Here is a 21,222-nt window from a genome sequence, read left to right as displayed (position 1 = left end):
CGCGGCACCTCCCCGAACGAGTTACGTGACGGCACGCGGCCGGGTTCGTTTCCTGTTGCGAGGTTCCGACCGCCGGTTTACGGACCGGTGCCCCTGGGCGACGCAATGAGACGCTCCGGACGGGCGCGGAATTTCGCCCACACGAGTAATGTATGGAGCAGATATGGGCCTTTTTTCATGGTTTAGCCGCAAGTCCAAGGATGTCGTGGAGGCGTCGCCCGAGGAGGCACGGGCCGGAGACCCGACGGCCGACACCCCGGGGGAAGCCGCGACGGAGGGGACGGAGGGCGCGGCCGGGACCGAGAAGGGCGCCGAGACTCCTGGAACCGCCGAGGGGGAGAGCGTCGAGATCCCCAAGCAGCAGTCCGCGGACGAGGCGGCGGACAATGAGGCCGGAGAGAGCGCCCATAAGTAGTCCCCCGAAGAGCGAAGGTGATCCATGGGTTTCCTGGATTCGTTGAAGGCCAAGATCGCTCCTGCGAAGGACAAGGTCTCGGATCTCGCGCAGCAGCACGAGGGCAGGATCGAGCAGGGTCTGAGCAAGGCCGCCAAGGCGGTCGACAGCAAGACCAAGGGCAAGTACAGCAGTCAGATCGAGTCGGGAACGGGCAAGGCCAAGCAGGCCCTGGACCGCATCGCGCACAAGGACGGCGGGACCGGCGGGACGAGCGGCACCGGCACCGCGCCGCCGCCTCCCCCCCCGGCTTCCTGACCATCAGTGCCCTGACAAGCGGCAACGGCGGACGGCCGCGGAGCGCACATCGCTCCGCGGCCGTCCGCCGTACTTGTGTTGCGTGGCGTTCTCGGCGGTTCCCCGGGACTCAGGACCAGGCGGCGACGAAGTAACCGACGCCGTAAGGGGCCTCCTCGTACAGCAGCCGGCCGCCGAGACCGGCGCCCTCGGCGGCGCCTGCGAGGACCTGCCAGGGCGCCCGCCCCGCCGCCTTGAGTTCGTACGCCACGTGCTCGTCCAGAGCCAGCAGGGCGGCCGTGTCGGCCGCGCCCAGCGCCCGTGCCGCTGCCGCGTCGAAGCCGTCGGCCCGTTCGTCCAGGTAGCCCGGCGCCTTGAGGGTCCGGCAGGCGCTGCCGTCACCGAGCACGAGAAGGGCGACCCGCTCCGCCCGTGCGGCCAGTTTCCGGCCCTCGTCCGCGCACCGGCCGCTCGCAAGCCGCTCCCCGACTCCGAGGCCCTCCACGGGGGCGTCCGCCCACGGCGTACGGGAGAGCAGCCAGGCGCCCACGGCGAGGGACTGCGGGAGCTCGCGTCCTGCGGCGCCCGCCCGGCCGCCCTCCGCCGTCGTACCGAGGCTCACACCGAGACCGACGCCGAGACCCCGGAAGCTGCCGGCGCTTCCCCGGGGGTACGTTCCGGTGCCGTCCTGTCCCGCGGGGTCTTCGGAGCCTGCGGGGCCTGCGGAGCCTGCGGAGCCTGCGGAGCCTGCGGGGCCGACCACGACCAGCAGGTCGGGGCGGGACACCGCGAGCACCCCGAGAGCGTCCGCGCAGGCGTCCCGTGCGGCGTCGAGTTCCCCGGCCGCCCCGGAGGCGACCTCGGGGACCAGGAGCGGCGGACAGGGGCATACGGCGGCGGCGACAAGCATGTCCGGAAGCCTAGTACCCCGGCGGAACGCCGTCCTGGGGCTCCGGGGCCTCACTGTCGTACAACAGCTCCAGCACGCTGAAGCGGCAGTGGTAGTCCCGGGAGCGGCCCTCGGTGACGGTCAGGAAGCCTTCGCCCTGCCGGTAGACCAGGCGGCGCCCCGGACGGCGGGGGTGCTCCGGCCGGTGGGTCCTCGCCCAGCTCTCCAGCCGGGCGAGAGCCTCTTCCCGGGTGCCGTCGACATGGGCCAGCACCCGGAGCGCCCACATCTTCTCCTCGCCGCTTCCCTGGTTCTCCTCGACGACCAGGCCCCACCGGCCCATGTCTCCCCCTCGGCGCGTGGACCGGCTGTCAGCCGGTCACTGGACGGAGCAGCCGCCGGTGGCCGCGGGCAGCGGCTCCGGTACGCCCACCTTCGGCAGCCCCAGCAGAACGCCCGGCCCCTGCCGCGGCTGCGCGGTGCGCTTCTCCCAGGCGTCGCCCGAGCGGGTGCGGCGTACCGCCTCGGGAGGGCCCTCGGCCAGCAGGTGGTGCGGCGCGGCGTAGGTGATCCCGACCGTCACCACGTCACCGGGGCGTACGTCCTCCTCGGGCTTCGTGAAGTGGACGAGGCGGTTGTCGGGGGCGCGGCCGGAGAGGCGGTGCGTGGCGCCGTCCTTGCGGCCCTCGCCCTCGGCGACCATGACCTCCACGGTCCTGCCGACCTGCTTCTTGTTCTCCTCCCAGGAGATCTCCTCCTGGAGCGCGACCAGGCGCATGTAGCGCTCCTGGACGACCTCCTTGGGGATCTGGTCCTCCATGGTGGCGGCCGGCGTTCCCGGGCGCTTGGAGTACTGGAAGGTGAACGCCTGCGCGAAGCGCGCCTCGCGGACCGTGTGCATGGTCTGCTCGAAGTCCTCCTCGGTCTCGCCGGGGAAGCCCACGATGATGTCGGTGGAGATGGCGGCGTGCGGCATCGCGGCGCGCACCTTCTCGATGATGCCGAGGAAGCGCTCCTGGCGGTACGAGCGGCGCATCGCCTTGAGCACCGTGTCCGAGCCGGACTGGAGCGGCATGTGCAGCTGCGGCATGACGTTCGGTGTCTCGGCCATCGCGGCGATCACGTCGTCCGTGAAGTCGCGCGGGTGCGGCGAGGTGAAACGGACGCGTTCCAGGCCCTCGATCTTCCCGCAGGCGCGCAGCAGCTTGGAGAAGGCCTCACGGTCACCGATGTCGGAGCCGTACGCGTTGACGTTCTGGCCGAGCAGGGTGATCTCGGAGACACCCTCGGCGACCAGTGCCTCGATCTCGGCGAGGATGTCGCCCGTCCTGCGGTCCTTCTCCTTGCCGCGCAGCGCCGGGACGATGCAGAAGGTGCAGGTGTTGTTGCACCCGACGGAGATGGACACCCAGGCGGCGTACGCGCTCTCGCGGCGCGTCGGGAGGGTGGACGGGAACGCCTCCAGCGACTCGGCGATCTCGACCTGCGCCTCTTCCCGGACGCGGGCGCGCTCCAGCAGCACGGGCAGCTTGCCGATGTTGTGCGTGCCGAAGACCACGTCGACCCAGGGGGCCCGCTTGACGATGGTGTCGCGGTCCTTCTGCGCGAGGCAGCCGCCGACGGCGATCTGCATGCCCGGCCGCCTCGTCTTCATCGGGGCGAGCCTGCCGAGGTTGCCGTACAGCTTGTTGTCGGCGTTCTCCCGCACCGCGCAGGTGTTGAAGACGACGACGTCGGCGTCACCGTCGGCGCCCTCCGGCGCCCGGACATATCCCGCGCCCTCCAGGAGGCCCGAGAGCCGCTCGGAGTCGTGGACGTTCATCTGGCACCCGTAAGTGCGCACCTCGTATGTCTTCTCGCTCATCTCGTACACCAGGGTACGGGGCCGGGCGCCCCCTGGTCCCCGAGGGGAGTGAACTGGCAGGATCGCGCGCATGCCCCAGGTCCTCCCCCGCATCAGCCGCCGCCGCGCCCTCCAGGGGGCCGTCGCCGCGCTCGTGGTGTCCGGGCTGCTGCTGTGGTGGCTCCTGCCGATCGGGGAGTCCTCGCCGCGCGGGAAGATCACGTTCAGTACGGGTGTGACGACCGGGGTCTACCAGCGCTACGGCGAACTCCTGGGCGAGTCCCTGGCCCGTGATCTCCCCGAGGTGGACATGCGGCTGCGGACCAGCGAGGGGTCGCAGCAGAACCTCGCACGGCTGGCGAGCGGGGAGGCCGATTTCACCATCGCCACCGCGGACGCCGTGGCGAAGTACCAGCGGGACCGGATGCCCGGCGCGAAGCGGCTGCGCAGCTGCGCGCGGCTGTACGACGACTATGTGCAGCTCGTCGTGGCGAAGGGCTCCGCGGTGCGGTCCGCGGCCGGTCTGCGCGGCATGCGGGTCGCGGTGGGGCAGAACGGCTCGGGCGTACGGCTGGTGGCGAACCGGCTGCTGGAGGCCGCCGGGCTCGACCCCGAGCGGGACGTCGTCCCGGTGTCCGCCGGCATCAACACCATGCCCCGGATGCTGGAGCAGGGCGAGATCGACGCCTTCTTCTGGTCGGGCGGCCTGCCCACCAGCGCCGTGCGGGACCTGTCGGAGCGGATGGCGGTCCGGCTCGTACCGCTGGGTGATCTCGTCGACGAGCTGCACGCGGCGGGCGGTGCCTCCCGCCACTACCGGTTCGCCGTGATGCCCGCCGACGCGTACGCCGAGGTGCAGGACGGGGTGGCCGTGCCGACGGTGGCCGTGGCCAATCTGCTGGTGACCACGGACCGTACGGACGCCGGGCTGACGGAGGAACTGACCCGCTCGGTGATAAGGAGCCGGGACCACATCGGCAACGTGGTGCACGCGGCGCAGCTGGTGGATCTGCGGACCGCGATCTACACCGATCCGCTGCGGCTGCACGAGGGCGCGCAGCGCTACTACCGGTCGGTCAAGCCGTAGCCGGGCGGGCGGTCAGGCGGTGGGGGACGTGCGGGGGACCGTCACGGTCACCCGCAGCCCGTGGGGCGTGTTCCGGGCGTACGACATGGTGCCGCCGCCGGCGAGGAGCAGGGCCCGCGAGATGGACAGGCCGAGGCCCGAGCCCTTGATGTTCTGGTGGCGGTTGCTGCGCCAGAAGCGGTCGCCGACGCGGGTCAGTTCGTCGTCGGTCAGGCCGGGACCGCCGTCCGCGACGGTGATCGTGCAGGTCTTGCCGTTCGGCGCGACCACGACCTCGACCCCCTCGCCCCGGGGTGTGAACTTCAGGGCGTTGTCGATCACCGCGTCGAGGGCGCTGGAGAGCGCGACGAGGTCGCCCCAGGCGGTGACGGCCGCCGGGCCTTCGTACGTGAGGCGTACGCCCTTGTCGTCCGCGAGGGGGCGCCAGGCGGCGACGCGCTCGGTGACCAGTTCGCCGAGGTCGGTCAGCTGGAGGTGGGCGGGGGCGTGTTCGGCCAGCGCCAGGTCCAGCAGGCTGTCCAGGACCTGTGCGAGGCGCTTGCCCTCCGTACGGACGGAGGAGATCTCTTCGTTTCCGGGCAGGTCGAGGTGGAGGAGCTCGATCCGCAGGAGCAGGGCGGCCAGTGGGTTGCGCAGCTGGTGGGAGGCGTCGGAGACGAAGGCGCGCTGCTGCTCCAGCACGTCCTCGACGTTGTCCGCCATCTCGTTGAACGACCGGGCCAGGCGCCTGAGTTCCGGCGGCCCGCTCGCGGCCGCGACGCGCGAGTTCATCAGGCCGGTCGCTATGTCGTGGGTGGCCGCGTCCAGGATGCGTACGGGCCTGAGCACCCAGCCGGTCAGCCGGAACGCGGCGCCGACCGCGACCAGCATCGCCGCGACCTCGCCCGCCGCGATCAGCACCCAGCCGTGCAGCGTCCGCGAACGCATCTGTCCCGTGGGCGAGTCGGTGACGACGACCGCGACCACGTCGCCGTCCCGGACCACCGGCGAGGCGACGAACAGCCGGCCGTTCTGCCAGGGCCAGACCTGCTCCGGATCGTGGCTGCGGCGCTTGTAGAGCGCCTCCTGGAAGGCGTCGCGGCCCTCGCCCTCCGGGGGAACGGACCAGTTCGCGGGGGCGCTCGCCATGGATGCGCCGTCGCGGTAGAAGACCCCCGCCCGGATTCCGTACACCCCGTGGTAGCTGGCGAGTTCGGTCTCCAGGGTCCTGCGCCGCTCGTCCTCGCCGCTGTCCTTGCGGGCGGTGACGAACTGGGCGAGCGCCGCGAAGCGCGCCGTGTCGTCGATCCGGTCGACGACCACCCGCTGCTGCTGCGCGGCGGCCACGCTCACCGCGAGCGGGAAGCCCAGCGCGAGGAGGATGCCCGCGAGGAGGACGATGAGCAGCGGGAGGAGGCGGGCGCGCACGCGGGGTTACGGGCCCTGTACGGCGGCCGGGACGACGAGCCGGTAGCCGACACCGCGCACGGTCTGGACGAGCGCGGGCATCCGCAGTTTGGAGCGCAGGGAGGCCACGTGCACCTCCAGGGTGCGGCCGGTCCCCTCCCAGCTCGTACGCCAGACCTCACTGATGATCTGCTCCCGGCGGAAGACCACGCCGGGGCGCTGCGCGAGGAGGGCGAGCAGGTCGAACTCCTTGCGGGTCAGCTGCACCTCGGTGCCGTCGACGCTGACGCGGCGCGTGGGCAGCTCGATGCGTACGCCGCCGAGCCGCAGGGCGGTGTCGGCGGCCGTGGCGGACACCGGCGCGTCCCCCGTCGCCTTGCGCCTGCTGACGGCGTGGATACGGGCGAGCAGCTCGCCGGTGTCGTACGGCTTCACGACGTAGTCGTCGGCGCCGAGGTTGAGGCCGTGGATGCGGGAGCGCACGTCGGCCCGTGCGGTCACCATGATCACCGGGGTGTCACCGCGCTTGCGGATCTTGCCGCAGACCTCGTAGCCGTCCTGGTCGGGCAGTCCGAGGTCGAGCAGCACGACCCCGAAGGGCTCCTTCTCGGCCGGCAGGAGCGCCTGGATCGCCTCTTCGCCGCTGCGGGCGTGGACGACCTGGAACCCGTGCCGGACGAGGATGGCGGAGAGGGCCGCCGCGACGTGGTTGTCGTCCTCGACGAGCAGCAGTCTCATGGTCGGCCCCCCTCCTCCGGTGAAATCTTCGTGAATTGGCCTCAGGGCATAAACGCCGATGCGTCACGTTCCAGTCAAGACCCTTCCCGTTACGGGCATGTTCCGTTATGGAGCCGGTATCCCCGCCCGGAGTCCCGTTCACGCGGAGTGTCCGGTTGCAGCCGGATCGTTATGCTCAATTTCAGCTCAGATGTAATGACGCTGGTCGTAGCGGCTGACTAGGGTCCTCCCAACCGAGGAGGACGGAGCAAGAAGCCGATGAGCGGAGTTTCAGTGACCAAGGCCGCCGATGACGCTGCGCCCGCAGCCGACGACCTGGTCGTGCTGAGCAACGTCAACAAGCACTTCGGCGCGCTGCATGTGCTCCAGGACATCGATCTGACCATCGCCCGTGGCGAGGTCGTGGTCGTCATCGGGCCCTCCGGGTCCGGAAAGTCCACGCTGTGCCGCACCATCAACCGTCTGGAGACGATCGACTCCGGTGCGATCACGATCGACGGAAGGCCGCTGCCCCAGGAGGGCAGGGAACTCGCCCGGCTGCGGGCCGACGTCGGCATGGTCTTCCAGTCGTTCAACCTCTTCGCGCACAAGACGGTGCTGGAGAACGTGACGCTGGGCCAGATCAAGGTCCGCAAGGCGGACAAGGCCGCGGCCGAGAAGAAGGCACGGGAGCTGCTCGACCGGGTGGGCGTCGGCTCGCAGGCGGACAAGTACCCGGCGCAGCTCTCCGGCGGTCAGCAGCAGCGTGTCGCGATCGCGCGGGCGTTGGCCATGGACCCCAAGGTCATGCTCTTCGACGAGCCCACTTCGGCGCTCGACCCCGAGATGATCAACGAGGTGCTGGAAGCCATGCAGCAGCTGGCACGCGACGGCATGACGATGGTGGTCGTCACCCACGAGATGGGCTTCGCGCGCTCGGCCGCCAACCGCGTCGTCTTCATGGCGGACGGCCGGATCGTCGAAGAGGCCACGCCCGACCAGTTCTTCAGCAATCCGCGCAGCGACCGGGCCAAGGACTTCCTGTCGAAGATCCTTCACCACTGACGATTCACGACCTACGACATAAGGGATGTTCACGATGAAGCTTCGCAAAACTGCCGCTGTCGCCATTGCTGTGCTCGCCCTGACCGCGACCGCCTGTGGCGGCGAGTCCGGGACCGCCGGTGACAAGCCGAAGGACCCGGCCGGCGGCAAGGACGCACCCAAGCTTCCGACGTACACGGTTGCCAAGGACGTCAAGATCGACTCGCCGGCCCTGAAGAAGGCCCAGAAGGCCGGCAAGATCACCTTCGGCGCCAAGAACGACCAGCCGTACCTCGGCTTCGAGGACACCGACGGCAAGCGTTCCGGCTTCGACATCGAGATCGCCAAGATGGTCGCCGCCGACCTCGGTTTCTCGCCCGACCAGATCACTTTCAAGACGGTCGACTCCGGTGTCCGCGAGACGACCATCTCGAAGGGCGACATCGACCTCTACGTCGGTACGTACACGATCAACGACGAGCGCAAGAAGCAGGTCGGCTTCGCCGGTCCGTACTTCATGGCGGGCGCCGACCTCCTGGTCCGCAAGGACGACAGCGCGATCACCGGGCCCGAGTCCCTCAAGGGCAAGAAGGTCTGCTCGATCGTCGGCTCCACGCCGCTCCAGGAGATCAAGAAGCCGAAGTACGGCGCGAAGACCGTCGAGCTCTCGAAGTACTCCGAGTGCGTGCAGCAGCTCGTCAACAGCGAGGTCGACGCGGTCACCACCGACGACGCGATCCTCAAGGGCTACGCCGCGCAGCGTCCGACGAAGCTCAAGGTGGTCGGCAAGCCGTTCACCAAGGAGCCGTACGGCATCGGCATGAGCAAGGACGACAAGGCGCTGCGCGAGGCGGTCACCAAGTCGCTGGAGACGCACATCAAGAACGGCGACTACAAGAAGGCGTACGACGCGACGCTCGGCCTGTCCGGCTCCGCGTTCACCGAGCCGCCGGCGCTCGAGCGCTACTGACAACCGCCGCCTGTCTTCGGTGGTGACTTTCCGGGCCCCGTACGCGCTTGAGGGGAGCGTACGGGGCGCGGTGTCCCCTGCCCGTCCGCTGCCGCCCACGAGGACTTCCCCGTGAATGTATTGCTCGACCACTTGCCGGAGTTCCGTGACGGTTTCATAGGAACCGTGCTGCTGACCGCCGCCAGTGCACTGCTCGCGATGGTGCTGGGCGTCGTGATGGCCGGTTTCCGCGTCTCTCCCGTACCGCCCCTGCGGTTCTTCGGCGCCGCCTGGGTCACACTCTTCCGCAACACTCCGCTGACGCTGCTGTTCCTCGTCGTCTGGTTCGTGCTGCCCGCCGTCTTCGGCAGCGGCATGAACCCGTGGGTCAAGGCCCTTCTGGCGCTCGCCTTCTACACTTCCGCGTTCGTCTGCGAGGCCGTCAGGTCCGGCATCAGTACGGTGCCGCTCGGCCAGGCCGAGGCCGCCCGTTCCCTGGGCATGTCGTTCTTCCAGACGCTGCGCATGATCGTCCTTCCGCAGGCCACCCGCACCGTGATCCCGCCGCTGAGCAGCATCTTCATCGCGCTCACCAAGAACTCGGCGATCGCGGGAGCGTTCAGCGTCACCGAGCTCTTCGGTGTGCAGAAGCTGCTGAGCGACAAGGGCTTCGCCATCGCCCCGATCTTCCTGTTCGTGGCTCTCGCCTACCTGGTCATCACCTTCACCATCAGCGGTCTCTTCCGGCTGCTCGAGCGGCGCATGGAGGTCGCACGATGAGTTCGACCGTCCTGTACGACGCCCCTGGTCCCAAGGCCCGGGTCCGCAACCGCGTCTACACCGTCGTCGGTTCCCTCGGGGTCCTCGGCCTGATCGCGTTCGCGGTCTACCGCCTCGCGGACGGCGGGCACCTGGCGCCCGAGATGTGGGACATCTTCAACTACGCCGGAGTCCGGGCCAGCATCCGCGACGGCATCCTCTCCACCCTCCAGGTGTTCGCCGTGGCGGCGGTGCTGTCACTGGTCCTCGGCGTCGTGCTGGCCGTGGCGCGGCTCTCCGACCACCGCCCGGTGAGCGCGCTGGCGACCGGCTTCATCGAGCTGTTCCGCGCCATCCCGCTGCTGATCACCATTTACGCGCTGTGGGTCCTGTTCCTGACGTACAAGGACAACCTCGGTTTCGTCGGCGAGAGTTCGGCCTTCTGGGCCCTGGTCGTCGGCCTGACGGTCTACAACGCGTGTGTCCAGGCCGAGGTGCTCCGGGCCGGCGTCAACGCCGTGCCCAAGGGGCAGGTCGAGGCGGCGTACGCGCTGGGTCTGCGCAAGTCGCAGGTCATGACGGTGCTGCTGATCCCGCAGGCCGTCCGCTCCATGCTGCCGACGATCATCAGCCAGCTCGTGGTGACCCTGAAGGACACCTCGCTCGGCTACATCATCACGTACGCGGAGCTGCTGTTCGTGGCCCGGAGACTGGCCAACAACACCATCGTCAATGACGACTATCCGTACGTCCCGGTGGTCATCGTGTTCGGAGCGATCTACGTCGCGATGTGCCTGGTGCTCTCCTCGCTCGCCACCTGGGTCGAGAAGCGCGGCCGCCGGGCCAAGACCGGCATCGCGCCGGCCGCCGCCGCCGAACCGCTGGAGGCGCCCGGGGTGCTCGACGCCGGTGGCGGGCCGCTCGGACCGCGCGGGGAAGGCGGGGCCGGAGGTACCGAAGGGCCCGACGGCAAGAAGAACTGACGAAATGTGAGGCAGCGGCCCCCGCGCCGCTGCCTCTGTCACTTGACGCAAGCACCCGCAGTGGGTTGCATACGTTCTGTGATCGTGCACCGGGTTCCACCTGCCGCTTCCCGCATGTCCGTACGGACTGGAGGGGACGCGCCGTGGACCCGGTGATCGTCGTGGGGGCCGGTCCGGTCGGGCTGGCCCTCTCCCTGGCTCTCGCAGGCCAGGGCGTGCCCTCCGTCGTGCTCGACGAGGGGGCGGGCAAGGACGAGCCCCGCACGGCCCGTACGGCCGTCCTGCGGCCGGACACCGCGGAGCTGCTCGAACGGCTCGGCTGCGCCACGGTCCGTGACGACGGGGCGCGCTGGGCCGGATGGCGGTCCCTGCGGCGCCATCAGGAGGTCAGGCAGATCGTTTTCGGCGACGACGGCGGCGGTCCGTCCTCCCCGGTGCACCTGCCCCAGCACGACCTGACGCGCGGGCTGCGGGACGCCGTCACGGCGCACGAACTGGTGCGCACCGTGCCGCACGGACGTCTCGACACCATCGAGCAGGACGGCGGCGGTGTCACCGCGCACACACGCGAGCCCGGGTCCACCTCGTGGCGCGGCAGCTTCCTGGTCGGCTGCGACGGAGCGAGGTCGACGGTGCGCAAGCTCCTCGACATCCGCTTCCCGGGACGTACGTCGGTCGAGCGGCATGCCGTCGCCGCGCTGCGTACGGAACTGCCCTGGCCCAACGAGGCGTTGCTGCACCGCATGCCGCCGTGGCGGACCGGCGGGCAGGAAGTGACCGCCCGTCCGCTGCCCGGCGGTGTGTGGCGGCTCGACTGGCTGCTGCCGCCGCGCGGTGAGCTCGTCACTCCCGAGGCCCTGCTGGCGCGGGTCCGGGACACGCTGGGCGGCTGGTGCGGCGAGACACCTCCGTACGAACTCATCGACACCGGCGTGTACACCGTCCACCACCGGCTGGCCCGCAGGTGGCGGGTGGGGCGGGCGTTCCTCGCCGGGGACTCCGCCCATCTGCTCGGCGCGCTCGGTACGCAGGGCCTCGACGAGGGGCTGCGGGACATCGACAACCTGGCCTGGAAGCTGGCACAGGCCTGGCACCTGGGGGCCTCGGAGACACTGCTCGACAGCTACCAGGCCGAGCGGCGCACCGCGGTCGCCGCGCGCCTGCGCGCCGCCGACCAGGCGCTGCCGATACTGCGGGGCAGCGGGCTGCGGACGTACCTTTCCGGTACCGCGCGCGGGCACGAGACCCTGCTCACGGACGGGCACCTGGGGCGCGGGGCACTGGGAGCGCCGCCCGAGTACACGCACTCCCCGCTCACGCCCCTGCACACCGAGGCGCAGACGCTCGTCGGTACGCCCCTGGGCGGGCCGGTGGCGGACGTACGGGCGACCGCGCCCGACGGCACCACGGTGCGGCTGCGGGACCGGCTGGGGCGCGGACGGCAGCTGGTGGTGCTGGTCGCGCCGGGGACGGGTGTGTGGGACCGGCGGCACTGGATGACCGCGGGGCTGATGCCCCGGCTGGCCGCGGCCGTGACGGCTCTGCCGGTACGCGCGGAGCTGCTGGTCGCGGAAAGCTATCTGGGGGCGACCGCGCACACCGTGCTGCTGGTACGGCCCGACGGGCATCTGGTCGCGGCGTTCCACGGAGTGCGGCCCGCGGAGCTGTACGCGGCCGCGGACGCGGCGCGCGGGGGCGCACCGGCGGCGTCGCAGGCCGGGCCGGGGCCGCAGCGTTCCGGGGAGGCCGAGGGTCCCGGGAAGTCCGGGCGCTCCGGCTCCGAGAAGACCACGCACGCCAGCCGGACCGGTCAGGCCGGTCAGGCCGACCGGACCGACCGGACCGCGGACATCAATTGACCGTCACCGGTGTGCGTGGTCTACTCCGGAACGTGACCGACACCGACGTGCGCCTGTGGCGGAGGGTCCATATGGACCTCGTCCGCTACGCGGGCTGCGTGTGTTCTCCGTCCTGCTGATTCGCCCCTTCTCTCCTCGCGCTGTGCCGTGCTGTGGTTCCGGCCGCGCGTTCCCGCGAACTTCTTCAGGACGGTCCCCGTGTCTCTTTCCGTACGTTCCTCAGGCGCGCCCGAAAGCGTTCCCCGGAACACGGCGTCTTCGCCCTCTTCCTCGGAACTGCTCGCATTCGTGCGCCGTACCGCCGCCGACGCTTCCCTGGTGGCTTCCCTTCCGCTCGATCCCGAAGGCCGTACCTGGGTACGGCTCGACGGGCCCGGGGGCAGCGAGGCCTGGCTGATCGGCTGGCCGCCCGGCACCGGCACCGGCTGGCACGACCACGGCGGCTCATACGGCGCCTTCGCCACCGCGGCGGGCACGCTGCGGGAGGAGTCGCTCGCGGCCCGCATCCCGACGGAGGGCTGGAAAACGCTCGAACTCGCCGACGGGATCGACCGGGAGCGGCGGCTGACGGCAGGTCGCGGACGGGCCTTCGGCGCACACCATGTGCACCAGGTGCTGAACGAGTCGGTGGACGAGCACGCCGTCTCGGTGCACGCGTACTACCCGCCGCTGCCGATGATGCGGCGCTACAGCCGTACGGGAGCGGTGTTGCGTCTGGAGCAGGTCGAGCGCCCTGAGGAGTGGCAGTGAGCAGCGGACGTACCGGCATCGACGAACTGCTGGAGCGGGTGCGCGAAGGGCTCGACCGGGTCGGGCCGCAGGAGGCGTACGACGCCGCCGCGGCCGGTGCGCTGCTGGTGGACATCCGGTACGCCGCGCTGCGCGAGCGGGACGGGCTGATTCCCGGGGCGCTGGTCGTCGAGCGCAACGAACTGGAGTGGCGGCTCGATCCGCAGGGCAGCCACCGGGCTCCGGAGGCCACCGGCCATGATCTGCGGGTGGTGGTGATCTGCAACGAGGGGTACGCGTCGAGTCTGGCGGCCGCCTCGCTGCGGCAGTTGGGGCTGCACCGGGCGACGGACCTCGTCGGCGGGTTCCAGGCGTGGCGCGCGGCGGGGCTGCCCGTCGCCACGTGAGGAGGCCGCAACGTGAGGAGAGCGCGGTAAGGGGCGCCCTTCCTGGGGGACGCCCCTTACCGCGTTGCTGTGTTCACTGCCCGGCTGTGTTCGCTGCCGGCCACACTGTCGTTGCCGAAGCGGGCCGGCGTGCCGCTGGTGACGTCCGGGCCCCAGGTGCGGGCGAGCCCCGCAGAGGTGACCCCCTGCGGGGTGTACTTGGCGAGGCCGACGCGGACCGTCGTCCTGACGATCTCGGTGGCTGCCGTGACGGCCTCGGTGCGGCGGACCGGATCGGTGGCGGCCGTGGGGACGCCGGGCCCCGGGAGGCGATCACCCAGGTGGCTCGGGTTCCCTCGCGGGCCTGCTCGCGGGCCGCGGCGCCGAGGGTCGGCTGGACGAAGAGGACAGTGCAGGTCATGCCGGTGAGGAGGGCGATCGGGGTGACCGCCGCGGCCCTCCGGGTGGCCTTGCCGCGCACGTGGGCGAGGGCGAGGCCGCCCCCGGGCCCGGCCGGGCGGAGCGGTCCCGCGAGGAGCACGCCCGCTGCCCGTACGAGGACAGGGCCCAGCCGGGAGACCGCGCCTGCCGGCACCACGACGGCCAGGAACGTCACGGGAGGCGACGCGGGCCCGGTGCGCAGGGTGCTCAGGACCGGCGATCATGGCGGCCCCGCCGGCGAGCGGTGCGAGGCCGGCGACAGCACGGCCCCGGGCGGACCCGGCGCTCTCGACCGCCGCCTCCGTCATGGCTTGGGCGGGACGGATGCGGGTGATCCGGCGGCCGGAGATCCGGGCAGCGGCCCAGGCACCGAACAGTGTCGCGCCGGCTGCCGCGAACACCGGGAAGACACTGACGGCGCGCTCCAAACCACCCGAGGTCCGTGTCCGCGCTGTCGCGCTGGGCCTGCTCGAAGAGTCCGAGGCCGGCGGCGTACGCATGGGGGGCAACTCGTCCATGACGAGGCGCGTTTCGGGGGTCCGGCGGGTGCGGCGGGGAAAACGCCGGTCCACGGGCACCGCCCGCCACCGGCGTTCGCGGCGCGTGCTCTCCCTCCCGGTCTCCTCGACGAAGCCGTACCTGGCGAGCTCACGGAGGTGGTAGCTGGTGGCGCCGGTGTTCAGGCCGAGGGCGCGGGCGAGGATCGCCGAGGTGGCGGGGCCCTGGAGGGAGAGGTGCTGAAGGATCTACCGGCGGCGCGGCTGCGCCAGTGCCTTGAGGGCGGCGAGATCGTCGATCTCGGTACCGCCGGGGTCCTGCGCCATGCCCACACACTCTCCTGCTCTCCTGTGCGCACATGGGGGTGCACTGGAGCGGACCTGCGTCTTCGACCAGGGGTTGCCCCTACCCGCGGGGCCGCGGAGCCGGTGCCCGGAGGCGCCCGGTCCGGGCCGGCCCGTCACGGTGTGCCGCCCGGTCTAGAGCGGGTCGTAGCCCAGGTCGTCGTCCGTGGCCTCGCCTTCTTCCTCCAGGGCGCGTCTGACCACCCGCAGGGCCATGCCCTCGGGGTAGCCCTTACGGGCCAGCATGCCGGCGAGGCGGCGCAGTCGGCGGTCGCGCTCCAGGCCCCGGGTCGAGCGGAGTTTGCGGGCCACGAGCTCGCGGGCCCTCTCCTCCTCCTGGTCGGAGTCGAGCTGCCCCACCGCGTCGTCGATCAGAGTGGGGTCCACGCCCTTGTTCCGCAGCTCCCGCGCGAGCGCCCGCCGGGCGAGGCCCCGGCCGTGGTGGCGGGACTCCACCCAGGCGTCCGCGAAGGCCGCGTCGTCGATGAGACCGACCTCCTCGAAACGGGACAGCACCTCGTCCGACACCTCGTCCGGGATGCCCCGCTTGTGGAGCGCGTCCGCGAGCTGTTTGCGGGTGCGCGCGGTCCCGGTGAGCAGCCGCAGGCAGATGGCCCGCGCCTGCTCACCGGGATCCTGGGGCGGCAACCCCTTGTCGGCCCTCGGCGGGTCGGGGCTGCCGCTGTCCTCGGCGTCCATACCTTCGCTTGCGCTTCCCGGCCAGTCCGTCCTCCGGGTCACGGTCTAGCTCTTGGCTGCCGCGGGCTTGGCCGTCTTGGCCTTGGCCGCCGGAGCCGCTACCGGCTTCGCACCGTCGGCCGCGGCCGGGGTGCCGACAGCCGCGTCCGCGCCGGGCTCTGCCCCCGGAACCACCGGCTTGACGCCGACGCCCAGCTTTTCCTTGATCTTCTTCTCGATCTCGTCGGCGAGATCGGGGTTGTCCTTCAGGAAGTTACGGGCGTTCTCCTTGCCCTGGCCGAGCTGGTCGCCCTCGTACGTGTACCAGGCACCCGCCTTGCGGACGAAGCCGTGCTCGACACCCATGTCGATCAGACCGCCCTCGCGGCTGATGCCCTGCCCGTAGAGGATGTCGAACTCCGCCTGCTTGAACGGCGGCGCGACCTTGTTCTTGACGACCTTGACGCGGGTGCGGTTGCCGACCGCGTCCGTGCCGTCCTTGAGGGTCTCGATGCGGCGGATGTCGAGCCGTACCGAGGCGTAGAACTTCAGCGCCCGGCCACCGGTCGTGGTCTCCGGCGAGCCGAACATCACACCGATCTTCTCGCGGAGCTGGTTGATGAAGATCGCCGTGGTCCCGGACTGGTGCAGCGCACCCGTGATCTTGCGCAGCGCCTGGCTCATCAGCCGGGCCTGGAGACCGACGTGCGAGTCGCCCATCTCACCCTCGATCTCCGCTCGCGGCACCAGGGCCGCGACGGAGTCGATGACGATGAGGTCGATGGCACCCGAGCGGACCAGCATGTCCACGATCTCGAGCGCCTGCTCGCCGGTGTCCGGCTGGGAGAGGATCAGGTTGTCCGTGTCGACGCCGAGCGCCTTGGCGTATTCGGGGTCGAGCGCGTGCTCGGCGTCCACGAAGGCGACGGTGCCGCCGGCCTTCTGCGCGTTGGCCACGGCGTGCAGCGTCAGCGTCGTCTTACCGGAGGATTCCGGTCCGTACACCTCCACCACACGGCCGCGCGGCAGCCCGCCGACGCCGAGCGCGATGTCCAGCGCGGTCGAGCCGGTGGAGATCACTTCGATGGGGTCGTTCGGCCGGTCGCCGAGACGCATCACCGCGCCCTTGCCGAATTGCCGTTCAATCTGTGCGAGCGCGGCGTCGAGCGCCTTCTCGCGGTCGGTGCCTGCCATGGGTTCCACCCGATTTGCTTGTGTCGATCGCTTCACGTCAAAGACGCTATCTCCTGCCACTGACAACGCGTCCCGACGCCGTCCTGACCTGTGGATAACCGTGGGCAGCCCTTGCAGCTTCACGGCCCGGATCCCATGAGAATGGATGTTCGATTTCAGTGTCAAGCACACCACGCCGACCGTCCCGGGGCCCTCTGCCCGCCCATCCCTCGGGTCATGGCCCTCCCCCAGCACACCGTGCCGCTCGGCGTCGCGGCCGGTGTCGCCCTGGTCACCGTCGTCGTCACCCTGGTGCGTGACCGGGACGCGTTCGAGTCGCCGGGCCGCCTCCTGCTCGGCTGGGCGCTCACCGTCGCCGCCCAGGGGCACCTCGCCGCCGGCGTCACTCTCGCCGTCGTCACCCTGCTGTCCACGGTGTACGTCGAGCAGGCGGTGACCCGGGGCGAGCGGCACGTCGACGATCCCGCGACCTTCCTGATGGCCGGCTGGTTCGTCGGCGTCATCGCGATCGGCCAGGCGCACCGTACGCACCGCGCCTACCTCCGCGAGGTCGAGCAGCGGATCCGCGCCGCCGAGCGCGAGAAGGACGTACGGGCACGGCAGTCCGCCACCGGCGGAACGGCTGCGCATCGCCCGTGAACTGCACGACGCCCTCGGACACCACATCTCGCTGATCCACGTCCAGGCGGGCGCCGCCCTGCACCGCCACTCCGAGCGGCCGCGCGGTCCCGAGGAGCTGGTGCCCGCCCTGGAGGCGGTCAGGAACAGCAGCAAGGACGCGCTGCGCGAGCTGCGCCACACTCGGCGTACTGCGCCAGGTCGACGGCGGGGAGGGCGGAGCCGGCGGCGAGGGCGCGCCGGTCGCGCCGACCGCCGGCATCGAGCGGATCGGGGAACTGACGGCCCGCGCGCGGGCCGCGTGCTCGGGCGTCGCGCGTGGTGGCTGCCGGCCCGGCTGCGCAGGGCGCTGCCACGGGTGCGGCTGGAGCGCCGCTACACAGCACCGACGGCTCCTGCGCGAACGGAACCGGGACCACCGGGACCGGGACGGGGCCCCGGAGCGGCGGTCAGGCGTCGTCGTCCGAGGACGGCGGCGCCTGGCCCTTGCGGGGCTGTTCCCGGGCCCCTTCGCGGGACTCCTGGTGCAGTGTCCGCCGCAGGCGCACGAGAGCCGAGGTGCCCCGGCGCCGCTGGTGCCCGCCGTGCACGCGCGGGTCGTCCGTCACGGCGTACCGCTTCACATACGCGCCCAGGAACGCCTGCAGTGTCGCGATCGCCGGAATCGCGATCAGCGCGCCGACGGCCCCCATCAGCGCCGTGCCGGCGACGACCGAGCCGAAGGCGACCGCCGGGTGGATGGCGACGGTCTTCGCGGTCAGCTTGGGCTGCAGGACGTAGTTCTCGAACTGCTGGTAGACGACGACGAATCCGAGCACCCACAGGGCGTACCAGGGGTTGACGGTGAAGGCGATCAGCATCGGCAGCGCGCCCGCCAGGTACGTACCGATCGTCGGGATGAACTGTGACACCAGTCCGACCCACACCGCGAGCGCGGGCGCGTACGGCACGTCGAGGATCCACAGCAGGATGTAGTGCGCGACCCCGGAGATGAGCGCCATCAGACCGCGCGAGTAGATGTAGCCGCCGGTCTTGTCGACGGCGATCTCCCAGGCGCGCAGCACCTCGGTCTGGCGGGCCGGCGGCAGTACGGAGCACAGGGCGCGGCGCAGCCGTGGTCCGTCGGCCGCGAAGTAGAAGGAGAACAGGAAGATCGTCAGGAACTGGAACAGCCCGCCGAGCACGGTCGCCGACACGTCCAGGACGCCGGTAGCGCTGTTCTGCACGTACCTCCGCAGCCAGTCGGAGTTCAGGAGGCTGTCCTGGACCTCGACCCGGGAGAGCTCCGTGCGGAAGGTCTGGTTGATCCAGTTGATCACCTGGTCGAGGTACTTGGGGAAGTCCTCGACCATCTCGACGATCTGGCCGGCCAGTATCGAGCCGAGCAGCACGACGAAGCCGATGCCGACGGCGAGCACTGCCATGAAGACCAGGAAGGTGGCGAGGCCGCGGCGCATGCCGTGGGCCGCCATCCGGCCGACGGCGGGCTCGATCGCGAGCGCCACGAAGAAGGCGATCAGGATGTTGATCAGCAACCCGACGAGCTGGTGGAACGCCCAGTCGCCGAGCTGGAAGCAGGCGTAGAGGGCGAGCGCGAGCACCATGGCGCGCGGCAGCCACCGGGGCATGCGGGCCGGACCGCTGTCCGCTCCGGAGGGCGCGGGCGGTGGCGATGGTGCGGGTGCGGGCGGTGGTGCGGTCAGCGGGTCTTCGTGCCCGGCGGGCTCGTCAGTGGGTGCCACGGGCCCAGTCTGGCCCATGCCTGTGACACTCCGTCGCTCCCCCTGCCCTCAGCGCTTGTCCGGGGGGACGTCCATCGCGGCGCAGACACCGCGCCAGACGGTCTTCGCGTCCCATCCGGCCGCCAGCGCCTGGTGCACCGTACGGCCGCCGAGCTCGGCCATCACGTGGTCGCGGGCGAACGAATCGGCGTACGCCTCGCCGAAGTGGTCCGCCATCCGCTCCCAGAAAATCGTCAACCGCATGACTCCAGTATCGCGCCCCTGAGAGTGCAGCCCTGTCCGGAGAGCTTGCCGACAGCGCTTTCCGCCCTACGGTCGTTCCATGGCTGGATCCGGAGCATCTCCCCTCGCGCGCGCCGAGCACTTCGCCTGGCTGACGGCCCGTGTGCTCGAACAGCGGCGGTTCGCCCACCACTTCCTGGGCGGCGGCGCCGATGCGGTCGAAACGGCGCTCGCCCCGTACCAGGGCGAGGACGGCGGTTACGGCCATGCCCTGGAACCCGATCTGCGCGGTCCCGTGAGCCAGCCGTTGCACACCGCTCACGCGCTGCGTGTCCTGGACTCCATCGGCCGGTGCGAGGGCCCCCGGGTGGAGCGGATGTGCCGCTATCTGTCCGGGGTGTCGACGAGGGAGGGGGCGCTGCCCGCCGTGCATCCTTCGCTGCGCGGTTATCCGGCCGCGCCGTTCGTCCCGGTCGTCGACGATCCTCCGGGCGATCTGCTCGCGACGGGTCCCGTGGTGGGGCTGCTGCACCGCAACGAGGTGTGGCACGCGTGGCTCTTCAGGGCCACCGATTTCTGCTGGGCCGCGATCGAGGCGCTGGAAGAGACCCACCCCTACGAGATCCAGGCCGCGGTCGCCTTCCTGGACGGCGTGCCCGACCGGACGCGGGCCGGGGCCGCCGCGGACCGGCTCGGCCGTCTCGTGCGCGATCGGCGGCTCGTGGTACTGGATCCGGCGCGGGCCGGGGAGCAGCCGGTCGCGGCGGGGTACGCCCCGGGCGAGCACCACTTCCCGTACGACTACGCCCGTACACCGGGATCGCTCGCCCGGGGCTGGTTCACCGACGAGGAGATGAGCCGCTCGTTGGACTTCCTCGCGGCCGAGCAGCGGGAGGACGGGGGGTGGCCGGTCCGCTGGCGGGAGTGGGCGCCGGGGGCCGTGCTGGAGTCGCGCCCGATCGTGACGATCGACGCGCTGCTGACGCTACGGGCGTACGGACGCGCCGTCGGCTGACCCCGGCGAGGCGGCGTCCCGCAGCAGCAGGGCGGCGAGGGCGGGGCGATGCCGCGCGAGGAGGCCAGGTCGATGCCGGTCCGCGCGGCGGTCTTCGCGAGCCGGTTGTCGACGGTGCCGGGGTGCAGGCCGAGCACGGCCGCGGTGGCACGGCGGTCCTGCCGCTGCCCGAGGAACGTGCGGAGGGCGTCGAGGAGTTCCGGGCGGTCCTCGACCGGGTCGAGCAGTGCGGCGATCTTGTGGCTGCTCTCGCTGCGGCGCGAGGGATGGAATCCGGGCAGCGCTCCGAGCAGTACGTCGTCGAGCCTGTGCACCCCGGGCCCGGGCGGCAGGCCGCACGCGCGCGTGGCGCGCAGGATCCGGGTGGCGGTACGGACCGCTTCCGGCACGCGCCCCGGTCCTGCGGCCGCGACGGCGGCGATCCGCACCTCGGTGCCGCACGCCGTGCCGGCGAGGTGCGCGAGGTCCTCGGGCGGCTCGCAGTCGAGCGGTACGACGGCGCCTCCGGAATCGGCGTCGAGGAGGGCCAGGACCTCCGTACCGAAGGCCCGGTCCCGGACGGTCTGTACGCGATGTCTGCGGCGGCGCGTCGCCACCGGGCTCTCGGGGCGGCCGGCGCCAGGTCGGTGGCGAGCACCGGTGCGGGTCCTTCGAGCCGGAGTCCGCCGAGGACCACACGGCCGGGCGGAAGTACGCCGTCGAGCAGGCCCCGCACCAGGGAACGGCGTTCCTCGCGCTCTTCCGCGTCGAGCGCGGAGCGTTCGTCGAGGTGGGTCTCGGTGACGGCTCCGACGGTGCCGTGACGGGACCGGAGCAGCAGGGCCCCGAGCTCGACGAGGGCCGCTTCGTCACCGGGCCCGGCGGCTTCCCGCATCGCCTGCCGCAGGACGCGTACGTCCCGAGGGCGTGACTGCGCAGCAGGAGACGCAGCGGCACGCCCTCCTCGGCGCGCTGGGCGGCGCGCTCGCGGAACAGCCGGTGGCCGTCGGGACCGAGGCGCGGTTCCGTGACGCTGCGCGGGAACAGACGCACGCCGTGACGGGCGGTCGCGGCGACCTCCAGGTCCTTGACGTCGTTCGGAAGCTCGGCGTACCCGGGAAACTCCTCGAAGGAGTCGCGGGCCATGCGCCGGGCCAGCTCGTTGGCCC

24 protein-coding genes and 1 pseudogene are annotated in these 21,222 nt (G+C 71.4%); 15 read left to right on the top strand and 10 right to left on the bottom strand.

The features are described from left to right. Positions 1-205: 205 nt before the first annotated feature. Together ACWDZ4_RS26000 and ACWDZ4_RS25995 are read left to right on the top strand one after the other, a co-directional pair. Positions 206-415 carry a gliding motility protein gene (locus tag ACWDZ4_RS26000; protein WP_451510801.1) on the top strand — a complete coding sequence of 70 codons (210 nt, stop codon included), beginning with the start codon at positions 206-208 and terminating at the stop codon, positions 413-415. A 24-nt stretch (positions 416-439) separates the two neighbouring features. Next, entirely contained in the window at positions 440-712 is a 273-nt protein-coding gene (locus ACWDZ4_RS25995; protein WP_451510800.1) for an antitoxin, read from the top strand. Positions 713-821: 109 nt separating this feature from the next. Here the strand turns inward: ACWDZ4_RS25995 and ACWDZ4_RS25990 are convergent, their stop codons facing one another. From ACWDZ4_RS25990 to miaB, 3 genes are read right to left on the bottom strand one after another with little or no spacing between them, the layout of a single operon-like run. Next, entirely contained in the window at positions 822-1,601 is a 780-nt protein-coding gene (locus tag ACWDZ4_RS25990) for a hypothetical protein (protein ID WP_451510799.1), read from the bottom strand. A gap of 10 nt (positions 1,602-1,611) precedes the next feature. Further along, positions 1,612-1,923 (bottom strand): hypothetical protein, encoded by a 312-nt coding sequence (locus ACWDZ4_RS25985; protein WP_451510798.1) that lies wholly within the window; start codon positions 1,921-1,923, stop codon positions 1,612-1,614. Between the two features lie 36 nt (positions 1,924-1,959). Further along, entirely contained in the window at positions 1,960-3,444 is a 1,485-nt protein-coding gene (gene miaB / locus ACWDZ4_RS25980; protein ID WP_451510797.1) for a tRNA (N6-isopentenyl adenosine(37)-C2)-methylthiotransferase MiaB, read from the bottom strand. A 70-nt stretch (positions 3,445-3,514) separates the two neighbouring features. On the opposite strand from miaB, the gene ACWDZ4_RS25975 reads away from it, so the two are divergent. Next, complete coding sequence (locus ACWDZ4_RS25975; RefSeq protein WP_451510796.1) at positions 3,515-4,510, top strand: TAXI family TRAP transporter solute-binding subunit; 996 nt, start codon at positions 3,515-3,517, stop codon at positions 4,508-4,510. A gap of 12 nt (positions 4,511-4,522) precedes the next feature. Here the strand turns inward: ACWDZ4_RS25975 and ACWDZ4_RS25970 are convergent, their stop codons facing one another. Further along, a complete protein-coding gene (locus ACWDZ4_RS25970) occupies positions 4,523-5,917 on the bottom strand; it encodes a sensor histidine kinase (protein WP_451510795.1) in 1,395 nt (464 codons plus the stop codon). A gap of 6 nt (positions 5,918-5,923) precedes the next feature. Continuing rightward, positions 5,924-6,634, bottom strand: a complete 711-nt coding sequence (locus ACWDZ4_RS25965; protein ID WP_451510794.1) for a response regulator transcription factor — start codon at positions 6,632-6,634, stop codon at positions 5,924-5,926. Positions 6,635-6,892: 258 nt separating this feature from the next. Between ACWDZ4_RS25965 and ACWDZ4_RS25960 the strand changes: the two genes are divergently transcribed. The 8 genes from ACWDZ4_RS25960 (at position 6,893) to ACWDZ4_RS25925 (ending at position 13,343) form a co-directional block, all read left to right on the top strand. Continuing rightward, a complete protein-coding gene (locus tag ACWDZ4_RS25960) occupies positions 6,893-7,678 on the top strand; it encodes an amino acid ABC transporter ATP-binding protein (protein ID WP_451510793.1) in 786 nt (261 codons plus the stop codon). Between the two features lie 34 nt (positions 7,679-7,712). Continuing rightward, on the top strand, positions 7,713-8,627 hold the full coding sequence (locus ACWDZ4_RS25955) for a glutamate ABC transporter substrate-binding protein (protein WP_451510792.1): 915 nt from the start codon (positions 7,713-7,715) through the stop codon (positions 8,625-8,627). Positions 8,628-8,738: 111 nt separating this feature from the next. Further along, positions 8,739-9,386: an amino acid ABC transporter permease gene (locus ACWDZ4_RS25950; RefSeq protein ID WP_451510791.1), complete on the top strand. Its 648-nt coding sequence runs from the start codon at positions 8,739-8,741 to the stop codon at positions 9,384-9,386. Further along, positions 9,383-10,348: an amino acid ABC transporter permease gene (locus tag ACWDZ4_RS25945; protein WP_451510790.1), complete on the top strand. Its 966-nt coding sequence runs from the start codon at positions 9,383-9,385 to the stop codon at positions 10,346-10,348. The genes ACWDZ4_RS25950 and ACWDZ4_RS25945 overlap by 4 nt, the downstream gene beginning before the upstream one ends. A 143-nt stretch (positions 10,349-10,491) precedes the next feature. Then, a complete protein-coding gene (locus tag ACWDZ4_RS25940; RefSeq protein ID WP_451510789.1) occupies positions 10,492-12,207 on the top strand; it encodes an FAD-dependent monooxygenase in 1,716 nt (571 codons plus the stop codon). Positions 12,208-12,218: 11 nt separating this feature from the next. Next, the gene (locus ACWDZ4_RS25935) at positions 12,219-12,326 is read left to right on the top strand and encodes a putative leader peptide (RefSeq protein WP_451510788.1); all 108 of its coding nucleotides are present in this window, start codon (positions 12,219-12,221) and stop codon (positions 12,324-12,326) included. 79 nt (positions 12,327-12,405) lie between these two features. Continuing rightward, positions 12,406-12,957 (top strand): cysteine dioxygenase, encoded by a 552-nt coding sequence (locus ACWDZ4_RS25930; protein WP_451510787.1) that lies wholly within the window; start codon positions 12,406-12,408, stop codon positions 12,955-12,957. Next, positions 12,954-13,343, top strand: a complete 390-nt coding sequence (locus ACWDZ4_RS25925; protein ID WP_451510786.1) for a rhodanese-like domain-containing protein — start codon at positions 12,954-12,956, stop codon at positions 13,341-13,343. The genes ACWDZ4_RS25930 and ACWDZ4_RS25925 overlap by 4 nt, the downstream gene beginning before the upstream one ends. A 56-nt stretch (positions 13,344-13,399) precedes the next feature. Here ACWDZ4_RS25925 and ACWDZ4_RS25920 read toward each other — a convergent pair whose 3' ends face one another. From ACWDZ4_RS25920 to recA, 3 genes are all read right to left on the bottom strand, one after another. Next, the gene (locus tag ACWDZ4_RS25920; RefSeq protein WP_451510833.1) at positions 13,400-14,467 is read right to left on the bottom strand and encodes a hypothetical protein; all 1,068 of its coding nucleotides are present in this window, start codon (positions 14,465-14,467) and stop codon (positions 13,400-13,402) included. Between the two features lie 273 nt (positions 14,468-14,740). Next, positions 14,741-15,346: a recombination regulator RecX gene (gene recX, locus ACWDZ4_RS25915; protein ID WP_451510785.1), complete on the bottom strand. Its 606-nt coding sequence runs from the start codon at positions 15,344-15,346 to the stop codon at positions 14,741-14,743. 3 nt (positions 15,347-15,349) lie between these two features. After that, positions 15,350-16,486 carry a recombinase RecA gene (gene recA / locus ACWDZ4_RS25910; RefSeq protein ID WP_451510784.1) on the bottom strand — a complete coding sequence of 379 codons (1,137 nt, stop codon included), beginning with the start codon at positions 16,484-16,486 and terminating at the stop codon, positions 15,350-15,352. Between the two features lie 207 nt (positions 16,487-16,693). On the opposite strand from recA, the gene ACWDZ4_RS25905 reads away from it, so the two are divergent. Together ACWDZ4_RS25905 and ACWDZ4_RS25900 are read left to right on the top strand one after the other, a co-directional pair. Next, complete coding sequence (locus ACWDZ4_RS25905; RefSeq protein WP_451510783.1) at positions 16,694-17,116, top strand: hypothetical protein; 423 nt, start codon at positions 16,694-16,696, stop codon at positions 17,114-17,116. Further along, positions 17,100-17,219: pseudogene (locus ACWDZ4_RS25900) on the top strand (histidine kinase); the annotation flags it as partial. The gene ACWDZ4_RS25905 and the pseudogene ACWDZ4_RS25900, both read left to right, overlap by 17 nt. Positions 17,220-17,544: 325 nt before the next feature. Here the strand turns inward: ACWDZ4_RS25900 and ACWDZ4_RS25895 are convergent. Both ACWDZ4_RS25895 and ACWDZ4_RS25890 read right to left on the bottom strand, forming a co-directional pair. Then, positions 17,545-18,723, bottom strand: coding sequence for an AI-2E family transporter (locus ACWDZ4_RS25895; protein WP_451510832.1), 1,179 nt, complete (start codon positions 18,721-18,723; stop codon positions 17,545-17,547). Positions 18,724-18,885: 162 nt separating this feature from the next. Continuing rightward, positions 18,886-19,080 carry a DUF3046 domain-containing protein gene (locus ACWDZ4_RS25890; protein WP_344490608.1) on the bottom strand — a complete coding sequence of 65 codons (195 nt, stop codon included), beginning with the start codon at positions 19,078-19,080 and terminating at the stop codon, positions 18,886-18,888. 79 nt (positions 19,081-19,159) lie between these two features. On the opposite strand from ACWDZ4_RS25890, the gene ACWDZ4_RS25885 reads away from it, so the two are divergent. Beyond that, complete coding sequence (locus tag ACWDZ4_RS25885) at positions 19,160-20,074, top strand: hypothetical protein (RefSeq protein ID WP_451510782.1); 915 nt, start codon at positions 19,160-19,162, stop codon at positions 20,072-20,074. A gap of 769 nt (positions 20,075-20,843) precedes the next feature. Then, positions 20,844-20,984, top strand: a complete 141-nt coding sequence (locus ACWDZ4_RS25880) for a hypothetical protein (RefSeq protein ID WP_451510781.1) — start codon at positions 20,844-20,846, stop codon at positions 20,982-20,984. Positions 20,985-21,222 lie beyond the last annotated feature (238 nt).

The organism is Streptomyces sp. NPDC003016 (assembly GCF_053591455.1).
This window is presented reverse-complemented; position numbering and strand designations above follow the sequence as displayed.

Coding starts and splice junctions, on each gene's coding strand:
- ACWDZ4_RS25995 (WP_451510800.1), top strand. CDS start 440: ATGGGTTTCCTGGATTCGTTGAAGGCCAAGATCGCTCCTGCGAAGGAC.
- ACWDZ4_RS25990 (WP_451510799.1), bottom strand. CDS start 1,601: ATGCTTGTCGCCGCCGCCGTATGCCCCTGTCCGCCGCTCCTGGTCCCC.
- ACWDZ4_RS25985 (WP_451510798.1), bottom strand. CDS start 1,923: ATGGGCCGGTGGGGCCTGGTCGTCGAGGAGAACCAGGGAAGCGGCGAG.
- miaB (WP_451510797.1), bottom strand. CDS start 3,444: ATGAGCGAGAAGACATACGAGGTGCGCACTTACGGGTGCCAGATGAAC.
- ACWDZ4_RS25975 (WP_451510796.1), top strand. CDS start 3,515: ATGCCCCAGGTCCTCCCCCGCATCAGCCGCCGCCGCGCCCTCCAGGGG.
- ACWDZ4_RS25965 (WP_451510794.1), bottom strand. CDS start 6,634: ATGAGACTGCTGCTCGTCGAGGACGACAACCACGTCGCGGCGGCCCTC.
- ACWDZ4_RS25960 (WP_451510793.1), top strand. CDS start 6,893: ATGAGCGGAGTTTCAGTGACCAAGGCCGCCGATGACGCTGCGCCCGCA.
- ACWDZ4_RS25955 (WP_451510792.1), top strand. CDS start 7,713: ATGAAGCTTCGCAAAACTGCCGCTGTCGCCATTGCTGTGCTCGCCCTG.
- ACWDZ4_RS25945 (WP_451510790.1), top strand. CDS start 9,383: ATGAGTTCGACCGTCCTGTACGACGCCCCTGGTCCCAAGGCCCGGGTC.
- ACWDZ4_RS25905 (WP_451510783.1), top strand. CDS start 16,694: ATGGCCCTCCCCCAGCACACCGTGCCGCTCGGCGTCGCGGCCGGTGTC.
- ACWDZ4_RS25895 (WP_451510832.1), bottom strand. CDS start 18,723: ATGCCCCGGTGGCTGCCGCGCGCCATGGTGCTCGCGCTCGCCCTCTAC.
- ACWDZ4_RS25890 (WP_344490608.1), bottom strand. CDS start 19,080: ATGCGGTTGACGATTTTCTGGGAGCGGATGGCGGACCACTTCGGCGAG.
- ACWDZ4_RS25885 (WP_451510782.1), top strand. CDS start 19,160: ATGGCTGGATCCGGAGCATCTCCCCTCGCGCGCGCCGAGCACTTCGCC.